The sequence below is a fragment of the Pseudomonas viridiflava genome (assembly GCF_900602065.1).
GTDB lineage: Bacteria > Pseudomonadota > Gammaproteobacteria > Pseudomonadales > Pseudomonadaceae > Aquipseudomonas.
Map to the genome: position 1 here is coordinate 242242 of NZ_UWFN01000328.1, position 13303 is coordinate 255544.

Below are 13303 nucleotides of genomic sequence, written 5' to 3' on the forward strand. Positions count from 1 at the left end.
GTTAATACGAAGCTCCTTATTGAAATGACCCTTGAAGCATCGCCGTCAGATTTCGTTAATCACACTGGCAAACAACAAGCCGAGATTACCGAGCAGCGTCTGGCGATAAACGCCGGAGCGGCGCAGACCCAATAGCCGACCGGGGAAATGCTGACCGCGCAGCGCTTTGAATTTTTCCAGGATGAGACGATTTTCGTCGGTAAGGCTATGCTGGATCGTTTCCAGACCTGCGATATTGGCAGCATTCCAATGCCTGAAACGGCCCTGAAACAACATGCGTATCCGAACCATTCGGGCTGACCAGCCGGAATTCGAGCCGACCAGATTGGCACCGTGCTGCCGGTAATGAACGTAAGGCGTGGCATCGTAGAAGACGTTGCCACCTACTCCGGTGATCAATAAATACGCCCACCAGTCATGGGAAACAATGTCCAGATTTTGTCCGGCCTTTTCCAGAAGCAAACGCGCGGCATGGTTCAACACCATGGTATTGCCGCCACCGATGTTCTGAACCAGAGCATTCGCAAACGAAGGGGGACGCCGAAACAGCGGCGAATAACCCAATGCCTCACCGCGCTGATCAACTAACTCTGTGCGGCCAAAATACAACGCGGGAACCTCTTCGGGAACGCTCTTCAACCACGTCAGCGCCGCCTGTAACTTGTGCACATCCCACACATCATCCTGATCACACCATGCGTAGTAACTTGCCGAGAGGTTTTTATTGCACACGGTTGAAATAAAATTACGTGCAAAGCCTCGTTCAGGCCCGCGCCACAGGCTGACTTTATCCTCTCCCCACAGGTAACGGTACCTGTTGATAATATTGACCGTTGCGTCCTCCGACCCATCGTCCGAAACAGCAACGTGCCAGTCGTGACAGGTTTGATCCTTGATGGACTGCAACTGTTTTTCCAGAAACGACTGCCCATTATAAGTACACATCAGTATCAGAACTGAAACACTAATAGACGGTTGCTCAACCGCGGCATGATCGCGATGGGTTATTGACGCCATCGCTACCGCCGCGCAAGTTTCAGATGCGCCAATTTTGTTCAGGGAACACTCAGAACTTTCATCTACACGCGAACTGCCATGAATACAGCACGAGGTTCCGGGCAAATGATCGTTGATCATTGTCGGATCACCTTGATAAAAGAATAGTGCCTAATTGTGTAAGCCAGTGTGGCAGTCAAAATAGATTTAAGTCTGACTGAGCGATGAGTGGTCGTTTGTTTTCCAAGTCGTTGACGGCACGACTAAAAAGGATAACGAATTAAACCCGAATGCCCTTAAGTGTTACAAACTTGAAACAGAAACTGTATCAGTTACTTAACTTCCCCTGCGTCTGGAATTGTCTTTCGTTCGAGATCCGGCTGCTCGATAACCGCGCAATGTTGTCGGCTTTGCCACATAATCGTCAGGTTTCTTACACTGCAAGGTCTATCTCCACATGCAAAAAATTCTTTCATGCTTCCTTGGCGCTGTCCTCTTCCTCTCTCCTGCGGCCTTCGTCAGCGCCGCGACACCTGCCAAACCCGTCTCTCTGATCGTTCTCAGCTCCGGTGGCATCATGGGCGCGCTCAACGCAATCAGCGGCGACTATGAGCAGCGTACCGGTGTGCGTCTGGTGGCCGAGGCAGCACCGTCCATGGGCGCCACAGCGCAAGCGATCCCCAATCGTCTGGCCCGCAATGAACCTGCCGATGTAGTTTTGATGGTGGGCTCGGCCCTGGACAAGCTCATCAAGAATGGTCAGATAGACCCCAAGAGTCGCGTCGACCTGGGTAAATCCTACATCGCCATGGCTGTGCAGCACGGCGCACCAAAGCCCGATATCAGCACCATGGAAGCGTTCAAAAAGACGTTGATTGATGCAACGTCCATCGCCTATTCAGACAGTGCCAGTGGCGTTTACCTGTCCCGGGTGCTGTTCAATCAGATGCATATAGGGGAGCTGATGCAAAGCAAAAGCCGCATGATCCCTGCGACGCCAGTCGGTGAGGTCGTGGCCCGTGGCGAAGCACAGATCGGTTTTCAGCAGCTGAGCGAGCTCAAGCAGGTTGAAGGGATCGACATCATTGGTTTGATTCCGGACCAGGCCCAGCAAATGACCTTGTATTCCGGCGCAGTGTCTTCGCGCAGCACGCATCCAGAGCAAGCCCGGCAACTGCTGGAATACCTGGGTTCAATGGCGGCAGCCGATGCGATCAAAAAAAGCGGACTGGATCCGGTGGCGAAGTAGCCACTCATGATGGTCTGAGCCCATTCAATTTGTAGGAGCTGCCGAAGGCTGCGATGGCGGCGAGTCAGAAAAAACACATCGCAGCCTTCGGCAGCTCCTACAAAGGTGTATTCCAGCTTCACACAGCCAATTCAATCAGCTCAGCCCTTACGCCTTGTTCATCAATGTGCAGCAAGGCAACCGAAATCGGCAATTTGAAACGCCGTGGCCCGGCGCTGCCCGGGTTGATGAACAGTACGCCGTCGCGTTGCTCGATCAGTGGTTTGTGGGAGTGTCCGACGACGACCACCTGGACATCATCGGGCAGCGGTTGCGGTACGTCGGCCAGAATGTGGGTCACGTAAATGCCTACGCCCTCCACCTGCAGTACACCTGAATAAGGCACATCGCTGGCCCAGGTGTCGTCCTCGTCATTGTTGCCACGCACAACGGTCAGCGGCGCGAGCTCACGCAAGGTATCGAGGATAGCGGGATTACCGATATCGCCCGCATGGATCAGGTGCTCACAGCCCTGAAGCGCATCCAGGGCTTGAGGGCGCAACAGGCCATGGGTGTCGGATATCAGGCCTATTTTCATGATAACGGCTCAAGGTTGATAAACACGGGCGTCGAAGCATATCGCGTATTCCTGCCTCTCGTCCGATGAGTACGCTCCCTTACTCAAACCCGTCCTAAAGGCTTATTGACAAAGGCAGGGCAGACTGCAAATATCGCCAAAAGTTGTACGACGACAGATAACAAAAATAAAAATAATCAGGGAAGCACACGTATGACGAACCTCGTTCGAACCCCGCAATGTCCGCGCTTTAGCAACCAGCACACCTCGTGTCCTGTAAGAGCTTGTATTCGCGCTCCCGATCAAGCCCGGGATAAATCCTCTTTTCATCGAATTCGCTAACGGTTTTTCCGTTTCGAAGTAAAGGCTCGTCCGCATTGCGGTTCAGGTCTTAAGCCCCGGCATGGGGGCGCCTTGCATTCTTCCACCGTACAGGCCGATCAACGGCCGTTGGAGGACTGCTTTGTCAAAAAAATGGGAGCACAACAATAATGAGATCTCAAAACAAACGTTCACTGGTCCTTCTTGGGCTGGGCACGATGGGCCTGACTTTCCCGTTAATGGGCATGGCCGAAGGGTTTGTAGACGACACCAAAGCCACACTGACTTTTCGTAACGCCTACTTCAACCGTAACTTTGTTGACCCGGCAAATGCGCAGAGCAAGGCTGAGGAGTGGACACAAAGCTTCATTCTTGATGCCAAATCCGGTTTTACCCAAGGCGTGGTCGGTTTCGGGGTTGATGTACTGGGCATGTACTCGGTGAAGCTCGATGGCGGCAGGGGTACGGGGGGCACACAGTTGCTGCCAATACATCAGGATGGCCGACCAGCCGATGACTTCGGGCGTCTGGGCGTTGCGGCCAAAGCCAAGATCTCCAAGACTGAATTGAAGGTCGGCGAATGGATGCCGGTATTACCCATCTTGCGCTCGGATGATGGTCGATCGCTGCCACAAACGTTCCGCGGTGGGCAGATTACCTCCAAAGAACTGGATGGCCTGACCTTGTATGGTGGCCAGTTCAGAGGCAACAGCCCGCGTAACGATGCAAGCATGGAAGACATGTCGCTCAATGGCCGGGGCGCTTTTCTTTCGGATCGCTTCAACTTTGGCGGCGGCGAATACGCCTTCAATGAAAAGCGCACTCAGATCGGGTTGTGGTACGCCCAACTGGAAGACATCTACAACCAGAAATTCATCAACGTCCTGCACAGCCAACCGATTGGCGACGTGACGCTCGGCGCCAACCTGGGTTACTTCTGGGGTGAAGAAGACGGCAACAAACTGGCCGGTGATCTGGACAACAAAACCGCCTACGCCTTGCTCTCGGCCAAATACAAAGGCAACACGCTGTATGTGGGCCTGCAGAAAGTCAGCGGTGATGACGGCTGGTTCCGGGTTAACGGCACCAGCGGCGGTACTCTGGCGAACGATAGCTACAACGCCAGTTATGACAACGCCAAGGAGAAATCCTGGCAGTTGCGTCACGACCTGGACTTCGCAATCCTCGGCGTGCCCGGCCTGACACTGATGAACCGCTACATCAGCGGTGACAATGTTCACGTCGGGGCGATTACTGATGGCAAGGAATGGGGCCGTGAGTCGGAACTGGCGTACACCGTCCAGAGTGGCACGTTCAAGAGCCTGAACTTCCGGTGGCGCAACTCCTCCATTCGTCGCGACTTCAGCACCAACGAGTTCGACGAAAACCGGATCTTCATCAGTTATCCGCTGTCGCTGCTTTAAGTAACAAACTCTACTCCCTGTAGGAGCTGCCGGAGGCTGCGAAGCTTTTATCCTGACACGCCCCATCGCAGCCTTCGGCAGCTCCTACAGGTCCAATGTTTGTCAAAGGACCGTGCGCGCCGTAAATACCAGGGCGGCCTATGCAGCCCAGTGACTACCAGCCATCATTTCGACCTAAGTCGCGTTGACAAAGCTGATGGCGACTGCAAATAATCCGCATAAGTCATACGACGACAGATGACAACTAATAAGAATTGCAAGGGACTCTCATGACAACGACTCATACCGCCCAAAATCCCTTCAATCGTCTGCTACTGACAGGCGCGGCAGGCGGTTTGGGCAAAGTTCTTCGGCAAAGCCTGCGCCCTTACGCCAAGGTTCTGCGCCTCTCCGACATCAGCGAAATGGCTCCCGCCATTGATGCCAGCGAAGAAGTCCACATCTGCGATCTTTCCGATAAAAACGCCGTTCACCAACTGGTCGAAGGTGTAGACGCGATTCTGCATTTTGGCGGCGTGTCGGTAGAACGCCCGTTCGAAGAAATCCTCGGCGCGAATATCAGCGGTGTCTTCCATATTTACGAAGCCGCCCGTCGTCACGGCGTAAAGCGCATTATTTTCGCCAGCTCCAACCACGTCATCGGTTTCTACAAGCAGGACGAAACCATTGACGCGCTCTCCCCGCGCCGTCCGGACAGCTATTACGGCCTGTCCAAATCCTATGGCGAGGACATGGCCAGCTTCTATTTCGATCGTTACGGCATCGAAACCGTGAGCATCCGTATCGGCTCATCATTCCCCGAACCACAAAACCGTCGAATGATGAGCACCTGGCTAAGCTTCGACGATTTGACGCAGCTGATCGAGCGCTCGCTGTATGCGCCGGATGTCGGCCACACCATCGTTTATGGCGCCTCCGCCAACCGCGATGTCTGGTGGGACAACCGTTACGCAGCCCACCTTGGCTACCACCCCAAGGATAGCTCGGAGCAGTTTCGCGCCAAAGTCGAAGCGCAACCGATGCCACCTGCCGACGACCCGGCCATGGTTTATCAAGGCGGCGCATTCGTCGCATCAGGTCCTTTTGGCGACGACTGAACAGCGATAAAAACAATAAAGAGGACAGGCCGACATGGATGCTGAATTGATTCTCGACGCACAGAACGCGACGGGTGAAAGCCCGGTGTGGAGCGCCAGGGAGCAGGCCCTTTATTGGGTCGACATCCCGGCGGGCACTCTGCATCGCTGGGATCCGGCCGATGACAGCAGCCAAAGCTGGAAAGCGCCGCAAATGCTCGCCTGTATCGCTCGTGCCGAGAACGGTGACTGGATAGCCGGCATGGAAGACGGTCTGTATCGCCTCACCGAACAAGCCGACGGCACCCTGAGCAGCATCGCTCTGGCCAGCGTTGAGCATGCGTTGCCTGGCATGCGCTTCAACGATGGACGCTGTGACCGTCAAGGTCGTTTCTGGGCGGGCACGATGTTGATGGACATGGCCGCAGGCGCACCTGTCGGCGCGATGTATCGTTACGGTGGCGGGCAGAGCGAAGCGCTCACGGCGCAACTCAGCGACTTCATCGTGCCCAACGGCCTGGCGTTCAGCCCGGACGGCAAGATCATGTACTTGTCCGACTCGCACCCGAGCGTGCAAAAAATCTGGGCATTCGATTACGACATCGACAGCGGCACGCCTCATAACCGTCGCTTGTTTGTCGACATGAACAATTACCTGGGCCGCCCCGATGGCGCAGCGGTAGACGCCGAAGGCTGTTACTGGATCTGCGGTAACGATGCCGGGCTGATCCATCGTTTCACGCCAACCGGGAAGCTTGATCAATCACTCAACGTTCCGGTGAAGAAACCCACTATGTGCGCCTTTGGTGGGCCGAATCTGGACACACTGTATGTAACCTCGATTCGCCCCGGTGGCGATATCAGCGACCAGCCACTGGCCGGTGGCGTCTTTGCCCTGAGACCCGGAGTCAAAGGCCTGGAGGAGCCTGCGTTCAAGGGCTGACGATTCACCCAACAAATCCACCAGCACCACAAAAACAACAAAACTGGAGTTATCCATGGATTTCAAACGCAAGCTTCTCATCGCAGCACTTCCGCTGGCCTTCTGCATGTCGGGCCTGGCCCAGGCTGAAGTCAAAATCAAATTCGCTGAAGTTCACCCTGCCGGCTATGCCCCGGTAGTGGCCGAACAGAACATGGGCAAAAAGCTCGAAGAGCAGTCCAAAGGCGAGATCAGCTTCAAGATGTACGCCGGTGGCGTGCTGGGCTCAGAGAAAGAAGTCGTTGAGCAAGTACAAAGCAACGCAATTCAGATGACCCGCGTCAGCCTCGGCATTGTCGGCCCGGTGGTGCCTGACGTGAACGTCTTCAACCTGCCATTCGTATTCCGCGATCAGGCGCATATGCGCACTATTATCGACGGTGAAATCGGTCAGGAAATTCTCGACAAGATCACCAACTCGAACTTCAACATGGTTGCACTGGCGTGGATGGATGGCGGTACTCGCAACCTCTACACCAAGAAACCGGTGCGTCAGATCTCTGACCTCAAAGGCATGAAAATCCGTGTTCAAGGCAACCCGGTGTTCATCGAAACCATCAACGACATGGGCGGCAACGGTATCGCCATGGCCACTGGCGAGATTTTCAGCGCCTTGCAGACTGGCGTAATCGATGGTGCAGAGAACAACCCGCCGACGTACTACCAGCACAACCACTATCAAAACGCCAAGTTCTTCACCATCACCGAGCACTTGATCCTGCCTGAGCCAATCGTGATGGCCAAAGACACCTGGAACAAGCTCACGCCTGAACAACAGGCACTGGTGAAAAAGCTCGCTAAAGAAGCTCAGGCCGAAGAGCGCGTGCTGTGGGACAAGTCTTCCGCTGATGCCGAAACCAAACTCAAGGCCGCAGGCGTGGAGTTCATCACCCTGACACCTGAGCAGAAGAAAGCCTTCTACGACGCTACCCAACCGGTACGCGACAAGTTCGGCGCGCCTTACAAAGACCTGATCAGCCGTATCGAAGCAGTCCAGACCAACCCGGCCCTGGCCGCAGCGAAAAACTAAGCAGCCCTATAAGCCAGTCCGATAACGCCGCGGGGGCGAGCGCAAGCTCGTTCGCCGCCGCTGTGGTGAGCCTCCATGAAAAATACGCTGCTGCGCTTCAACGATGTTCTTTATCGGGTCTGTGTCGGGATCGCCGGTATGTCGATTCTGATCATGACCCTGATTATCCCGTGGGGCATTTTCGCCCGCTACGTGCTGGGTACCGGCTCTAGCTGGCCGGAACCTACTGCGATTCTATTGATGGTGGTGTTCACCTTCTTCGGTGCCGCTGCCAGTTACCGGGCGGGCGCTCACATGGCAGTGTCCATGGCCATCGACCGTATGCAGCCGCAGGTACGCAAAATTGCCGCCGTGGCCGTGCAAGTGCTGATGGCAATCGTGGCGCTGTTCATGATTATCAAAGGCTTCAAGCTCTGCGGTACGACCTGGAATCAATACATCGGGGAGTTGCCCTTCCTGCGTGTTGGCATCTCTTACCTGCCGATTCCGATTGGCGGCATCGTGACCCTGATTTTCGTCCTCGAAAGACTCTTTCTGGGCGACCAAAGCCACCGGGCTGTCATGCGGTTCGACGTGATTGAAGAAAGTGAAGGTGCCGCATAAATGGACGCTCTTATACTGTTAGGCAGCTTTATCGCGCTGATCCTGATCGGCATGCCGGTCGCTTACGCGCTGGGTCTTTCAGCGCTGATCGGCGCATGGTGGATCGATATTCCCGCTGACGCCTTGATGATTCAAATCGCAGGCGGCGTGAACAAATTCTCGCTGCTGGCGATCCCGTTCTTCGTCCTCGCGGGGGCGATCATGGCCGAAGGCGGCATGTCACGAAGGCTGGTGGCGTTTGCCGCCGTGCTGGTCGGTTTCGTGCGCGGCGGTCTGTCTCTGGTAAACATCGTTGCTTCGACCTTTTTCGGCGCCATCTCCGGCTCCTCCGTGGCGGACACCGCCTCGGTGGGTTCGGTACTGATTCCGGAAATGGAGCGCGCTGGCTACCCGCGTGACTACTCAACGGCCGTGACGGTCAGCGGTTCGGTTCAAGCCTTGCTGACACCGCCAAGCCACAACTCGGTGCTGTACTCGCTGGCGGCCGGCGGCACGGTCTCCATTGCTTCGCTGTTCATGGCCGGGATTGGTCCAGGCCTGCTGCTCAGCGCGGTAATGATGGGTCTGTGCATGATCTTCGCCCGCAAGCGCAACTACCCGAAAGGTGAAGTAATCCCATTGCGCCAGGCGATCAAAATCGCGGGTGAGGCGCTTTGGGGCCTTATGGCGATGGTCATCATCCTCGGCGGTATCCTCTCGGGTATCTTCACCGCGACCGAGTCAGCAGCGATTGCCGTGGTCTGGTCGTTCTTCGTCACCATGTTCATCTACCGCGACTACAAATGGCGCGACCTGCCCAAGCTGATGCACCGGGCGGCGCGGACCATTTCCATCGTGATGATCCTGATCGGTTTCGCCGCCAGCTTCGGTTACATCCTGACGCTGATGGAAATCCCGATGAAGATCACGACGGCGTTCCTGACGCTGTCGGATAACCGTTACGTGATCCTGATGTGCATCAACGTCATGTTGCTGCTGCTGGGCACCGTGATGGACATGGCGCCGCTGATCCTGATCCTGACGCCGATCCTGCTGCCGGTGATCGTCGGTGTGGGCGTTGACCCTGTGCACTTCGGCATGATCATGCTGGTGAACCTGGGCATCGGCTTGATTACACCGCCGGTGGGTGCAGTGCTGTTCGTGGGCGCTGCGGTGGGTAAAGTCACCATCGAAGCCACCGTAAAAGCTCTGCTGCCGTTCTACCTGGCACTGTTCCTGGTACTGATGCTGGTGACCTACATCCCTGCAATCTCCCTGTGGTTGCCGAGTGTGGTGTTGTAAGAAGCACCGATAAAATAATGTCTAAATGATGATTTGTGGGAGCGGTGCTTGGTCTGGGCGGCATTCCGACGATAAGGCTGGACGCGATCTAAAGTGAATCGAGTCCAGCCTTATCGTCGGAATGCCGCCCAGACCAAGCACCGCTCCCACAGTTGTCTGTAGATCAGCGTCATCCCCCAGCCAAGGAGGCTGGTTGCTCATGTCTGCTCCTGCTTTGTTTCCCCGCCATATCGCTGTATTGCTCCTCGCCCTCCTCGCCTGTGCTTTCGCAGGCAATCACATCGCCGCGCGTATCGCCTTCGATCATGACACCGGCTTGCTGCTGGCTATTCTGTGTCGCTCGGGGGTGACCTTATTGGTGCTGACCGGGCTGGTGCTGTGGCAACGTGAACGCCCGAACCTGACCGCCCGAACCTGGCGCTGGCAATTGCTGCTGGGCTTGCTGATCGCGGCACAAAGCTTCTGCATTTACTCGGCTGTAGCCCGTATTCCGGTAGCGTTGGCGTTGTTGATCGCCAACGTTGCACCGATTCTGCTGGCATTGCTCACCTGGGCTTTAGGCGGTGCCAGGCCGACCGCCCGTGCCGCCCTGCTGATGGGCTTTATCCTGATCGGTCTGGTCTTCGCGCTGGACGTACCAGAGCGGTTGTCCAGCCAGCACAGCACCGAAGCTCAGTGGCTTGAAGGCATCGCCTTTGGCTTCGGCGCAGCAGGGGTTTTCGCCTGCGCATTGTGGATAACCGACCACAAACTCTCGTCCCTACGCGGCACCGTACGCAGCATGCTGACCATGTTGATTGTGTTTAGCGCCGCCGCACTGGCTGGTTTCAGCGGCATTCTGCCTGGTGGTGTTTCATTGCCTTCCACTTCCACCGGCTGGACCGCGCTGGCGTGTCTGGTCACGCTTTATGGCGTGGGGTTTTCCCTGCTGTTCATCTGCGTAAACCGGCTGGACATGGCCCGCAACGCGCCGGTGATGAACATCGAACCGGTGGCGAGTCTGTTGTTTGGCTGGTTAATCCTTGATCAATTGCTCAGTGGCGGCCAGATCATTGGCGGCCTGATTGTGGTAACCGGCATCGTGCTGCTGACCTGGCGTCGCAAAACGGCTTGAGCGCTTTAACCTCTACTCATACGGCAGATCATCATGCACCCGGCACTCCTGACGCTTGAAGATGGCATCACCCGACTGACTCTGGCCCCGCTGACCGGTGGCAGTATCGTTAACTGGAGCGTGATCGCCAGCGGTCAGCCACTGCTGCGTCCCAGCAATGACGAAGCCCTGAGTGCCGGGACCGCACGTAAACTGGCGTGCTATCCGTTAGCGCCCTGGTCGAACCGGATCAGCAACGGGGGTTTTGAGAGCCCTGATGGCTGGTTCGCGCTTGCGCCAAACAGCGCCAACGACGCCCTGCCCATTCATGGCAGTGCCTGGCAGCAGCCCTGGGAGGTCGTGGAGAAGAGTGCTCAACACGCTTGCCTCGAATTGAACAGCACCACGCCTTTTGCCTATCGCGCACAGCTACGTTTCAGCTTGCAGGACGGTACGCTGAGCATCACCTTGAAGGTCACTCATCTGGAACCCCGCGCTGCCTGGCACGGGCTGGGCCTGCACCCTTACCTGCCCCGCACCGCCAACACCCGGTTACGGGCCAAGGCTTCGCATGTCTGGCTGACCGATGAAGCAGGCTTGCCAACGCAACTTGAGAGCCTGCCTGCCGAGTGGGACTTCAATATATTGAACAGCTTGCCGCAAACCCGGCTGGATAACGGCTTTACCGAGTGGGATGGCAATGGCCTGATCAGCCAGCCAGATCTGGGTTATGAGCTGGAGTGCCGGGCAACGGGTAGTGAGTTTTTTCTGGTGTTCTGCCCACCCGGGCTGGATTTTTTCTGTTTCGAGCCTGTTAGCCATCCTGTGAATGCCCACCATCTGCCGGGGCATCCAGGGTTGCGGTTGTTAAAGCAGGGGGAGTCGGCTGAGTTGGGGTTCAGCCTGAGTTACCGGGCGATTTAAGGATAGGACAAAGATCTCCTGTGGGAGCGGTGCTTGCCCGCGATAAGAGCAACTCGGTCTCGGATAATGAGGTGTCCTTATCGCGGGCAAGCACCGCTCCCACAGTTCAGATCGCATTCCAACCCAATGCTTTAAGATGCCTGAAGTCAAACCACCACGTAGTACTTGCGCACATACACCGTGCTTTCCCACGCACAGCTCGCGCCTTGCGGGACGAACACCGTGTCGCCGGTGTTCACGATCAGCGCCTCGCCGTCTGCGCCGGTGAGCGTCACCTGCCCTTCGATCAGGTGCATCAACTCATGCACTTTGTGCGGCCGGCCACCACGTGCATAGGGCGTCGAATCCCAGACGCCGATGCGCAGGGAGCTGTTCGAGGCTTCATAGGCGTTGTGTGAGCGACACTGAGGTGCCGGACCAATCAGGATGCTGGCCTCGGGGGCTGCCGACGGTGCAAGCGCTACTCGCTTGTCAATCCAGGTCAATGCCGGTTGCGTCGACGGTGCGGAGCTACTAACAGCGCAAAAAGCCCACAGACTGCCATCTACGGCATCGATCTGACAGGCGCCCCCTTGCGCGACGACCACGCTTTCGCCGGGGCTGGCTTCGAGGGCTTCACCGTTAACGCGCAGGCTGACGCGCCCTTTGTGAACCACCAGCATTTCCGTGAACGGATAGGCCTCGGAGCGCCACGCCCCTCCGCCACTGACCACACCAGCACTCACACCATCGGGACCTGCGTAAGCAATTTTACGCGCATCGGCAAACGGATCAGCAGCGCTCAACGCTCCGCCGTTGAAGGGTGTGTCTGTTTGGCTGCCGTCAGCGCGGACCAGCAACAAAGTTTTTAGCTGTGACATTCAGAACTCTCCGGATTAACCAATAGCCTGCGTGACCAAGGCAAACTGTGTGACGCCAGCAGTGGCCTGCGGAGCCTTGCCTTTGGCCATTTGGGTAACGCTGTCGACGGCTTTCAAACCGGCCTGGTCCAGCCAACCCGCCAGGCCGCTGTTGGTCGGGATATCGATACGCACGAACGAATACGGCACTCGCGACAGCAACTGGCTGATCAGGTATTTGGCCTGATCAACGTTTTGAGCAATCACCGGGCCGATGCACAGCCCACGACCAAACGGACGTAACAGGGCGAACGCCTGGAGTTGCCCATTACGCTCAATGGCTGCCGAATGCTCGACACTCGGCAGCAGGTCCTTGAGCACCGAAGTGCGATCAAGCCCGCTGCCCGCGTTGGCCAACTCGAACAGGCGCGGGTAATCCGCTTCGCCCACTGAGCGGCAGCTTTCGCTGAACGCCAGCGAAGGTGCCGACGGTGCTTCGGCTGGAGCCTGTCCCTGACGTTGCTCGACACTGCCGAAATCAACGAACCCCATACTCGCGTAAAGCGGCGCTCCGGCAAGGGTTGCATTGAGAACCGCGGTACGCGGTGTCGCGGCATCGATAGCCCGGTTCATCAATTGGCGACCGATCCCCTTACCCTGATATTCATTGCTGACGATCACGAGGCCAATGGTCGAGAAATCCCCCTGATGACAGGTAAAGGCACTACCAATCAAGCGGCCCTGATCTTCGGCGATGAAGCCCTGACTGACACGCTGCAGCATCGCCCAGTCTTCGCGACGATGCGGCCACTTCAACTGCACTGAAAGTTGATGTGCAGCATCGACATCGTCTGCGGTCATCGGGCGATACGAGTATGAAGAACGTTGCGAATCGGCCATGAAAAAGCTCTCCGGTCAAAGGGGTGCGC

The 13303-nt window shown here is 56.7% G+C and carries 13 protein-coding genes; 9 read left to right on the forward strand and 4 right to left on the reverse strand.

What is annotated here, in order from left to right; all coding sequences use genetic code 11:
- Positions 1-45: 45 nt before the first annotated feature.
- The gene (locus EE949_RS25400) at positions 46-1137 is read right to left on the reverse strand and encodes a glycosyltransferase family 2 protein (RefSeq protein WP_240350478.1); all 1092 of its coding nucleotides are present in this window, start codon (positions 1135-1137) and stop codon (positions 46-48) included.
- A gap of 316 nt (positions 1138-1453) precedes the next feature.
- Between EE949_RS25400 and EE949_RS25405 the strand changes: the two genes are divergently transcribed.
- A complete protein-coding gene (locus tag EE949_RS25405) occupies positions 1454-2245 on the forward strand; it encodes a substrate-binding domain-containing protein (protein ID WP_122666824.1) in 792 nt (263 codons plus the stop codon).
- A 118-nt stretch (positions 2246-2363) separates the two neighbouring features.
- Here the strand turns inward: EE949_RS25405 and EE949_RS25410 are convergent, their stop codons facing one another.
- A complete protein-coding gene (locus EE949_RS25410; RefSeq protein ID WP_122666825.1) occupies positions 2364-2822 on the reverse strand; it encodes a metallophosphoesterase family protein in 459 nt (152 codons plus the stop codon).
- A gap of 470 nt (positions 2823-3292) precedes the next feature.
- Between EE949_RS25410 and EE949_RS25415 the strand changes: the two genes are divergently transcribed.
- The 8 genes from EE949_RS25415 to EE949_RS25450 all read left to right on the forward strand — a co-directional run bounded on the left by EE949_RS25415 (position 3293) and on the right by EE949_RS25450 (position 11535).
- Positions 3293-4546: an OprD family porin gene (locus EE949_RS25415; RefSeq protein ID WP_122666826.1), complete on the forward strand. Its 1254-nt coding sequence runs from the start codon at positions 3293-3295 to the stop codon at positions 4544-4546.
- A gap of 269 nt (positions 4547-4815) precedes the next feature.
- The gene (locus EE949_RS25420) at positions 4816-5643 is read left to right on the forward strand and encodes an NAD-dependent epimerase/dehydratase family protein (protein ID WP_122666827.1); all 828 of its coding nucleotides are present in this window, start codon (positions 4816-4818) and stop codon (positions 5641-5643) included.
- 34 nt (positions 5644-5677) lie between these two features.
- Positions 5678-6565, forward strand: coding sequence for a glucurono-1,5-lactonase (locus EE949_RS25425; RefSeq protein ID WP_122666828.1), 888 nt, complete (start codon positions 5678-5680; stop codon positions 6563-6565).
- A gap of 55 nt (positions 6566-6620) precedes the next feature.
- The gene (locus tag EE949_RS25430) at positions 6621-7634 is read left to right on the forward strand and encodes a TRAP transporter substrate-binding protein (protein ID WP_122666829.1); all 1014 of its coding nucleotides are present in this window, start codon (positions 6621-6623) and stop codon (positions 7632-7634) included.
- 75 nt (positions 7635-7709) lie between these two features.
- Positions 7710-8237, forward strand: a complete 528-nt coding sequence (locus tag EE949_RS25435; protein WP_122666830.1) for a TRAP transporter small permease — start codon at positions 7710-7712, stop codon at positions 8235-8237.
- Positions 8238-9518 (forward strand): TRAP transporter large permease, encoded by a 1281-nt coding sequence (locus EE949_RS25440; protein ID WP_087266729.1) that lies wholly within the window; start codon positions 8238-8240, stop codon positions 9516-9518.
- A 199-nt stretch (positions 9519-9717) separates the two neighbouring features.
- On the forward strand, positions 9718-10632 hold the full coding sequence (locus tag EE949_RS25445) for an EamA family transporter (protein ID WP_122666831.1): 915 nt from the start codon (positions 9718-9720) through the stop codon (positions 10630-10632).
- A gap of 33 nt (positions 10633-10665) precedes the next feature.
- Positions 10666-11535: an aldose 1-epimerase gene (locus tag EE949_RS25450; protein WP_122666832.1), complete on the forward strand. Its 870-nt coding sequence runs from the start codon at positions 10666-10668 to the stop codon at positions 11533-11535.
- Between the two features lie 146 nt (positions 11536-11681).
- On the opposite strand, the gene EE949_RS25455 is transcribed toward EE949_RS25450, so the two are convergent.
- Together EE949_RS25455 and EE949_RS25460 are read right to left on the reverse strand one after the other, a co-directional pair.
- Entirely contained in the window at positions 11682-12395 is a 714-nt protein-coding gene (locus EE949_RS25455; RefSeq protein ID WP_122666833.1) for a cupin domain-containing protein, read from the reverse strand.
- Positions 12396-12410: 15 nt separating this feature from the next.
- Entirely contained in the window at positions 12411-13274 is an 864-nt protein-coding gene (locus EE949_RS25460; protein WP_122666834.1) for a GNAT family N-acetyltransferase, read from the reverse strand.
- Positions 13275-13303: the final 29 nt, after the last annotated feature.

Excerpts from the sequence above, each read along its gene's own strand:
- EE949_RS25400 (WP_240350478.1), bottom strand. The coding sequence starts at position 1,137 with ATGATCAACGATCATTTGCCCGGAACCTCGTGCTGTATTCATGGCAGT.
- EE949_RS25405 (WP_122666824.1), top strand. The coding sequence starts at position 1,454 with ATGCAAAAAATTCTTTCATGCTTCCTTGGCGCTGTCCTCTTCCTCTCT.
- EE949_RS25410 (WP_122666825.1), bottom strand. The coding sequence starts at position 2,822 with ATGAAAATAGGCCTGATATCCGACACCCATGGCCTGTTGCGCCCTCAA.
- EE949_RS25415 (WP_122666826.1), top strand. The coding sequence starts at position 3,293 with ATGAGATCTCAAAACAAACGTTCACTGGTCCTTCTTGGGCTGGGCACG.
- EE949_RS25420 (WP_122666827.1), top strand. The coding sequence starts at position 4,816 with ATGACAACGACTCATACCGCCCAAAATCCCTTCAATCGTCTGCTACTG.
- EE949_RS25425 (WP_122666828.1), top strand. The coding sequence starts at position 5,678 with ATGGATGCTGAATTGATTCTCGACGCACAGAACGCGACGGGTGAAAGC.
- EE949_RS25430 (WP_122666829.1), top strand. The coding sequence starts at position 6,621 with ATGGATTTCAAACGCAAGCTTCTCATCGCAGCACTTCCGCTGGCCTTC.
- EE949_RS25435 (WP_122666830.1), top strand. The coding sequence starts at position 7,710 with ATGAAAAATACGCTGCTGCGCTTCAACGATGTTCTTTATCGGGTCTGT.
- EE949_RS25440 (WP_087266729.1), top strand. The coding sequence starts at position 8,238 with ATGGACGCTCTTATACTGTTAGGCAGCTTTATCGCGCTGATCCTGATC.
- EE949_RS25445 (WP_122666831.1), top strand. The coding sequence starts at position 9,718 with ATGTCTGCTCCTGCTTTGTTTCCCCGCCATATCGCTGTATTGCTCCTC.
- EE949_RS25450 (WP_122666832.1), top strand. The coding sequence starts at position 10,666 with ATGCACCCGGCACTCCTGACGCTTGAAGATGGCATCACCCGACTGACT.
- EE949_RS25455 (WP_122666833.1), bottom strand. The coding sequence starts at position 12,395 with ATGTCACAGCTAAAAACTTTGTTGCTGGTCCGCGCTGACGGCAGCCAA.
- EE949_RS25460 (WP_122666834.1), bottom strand. The coding sequence starts at position 13,274 with ATGGCCGATTCGCAACGTTCTTCATACTCGTATCGCCCGATGACCGCA.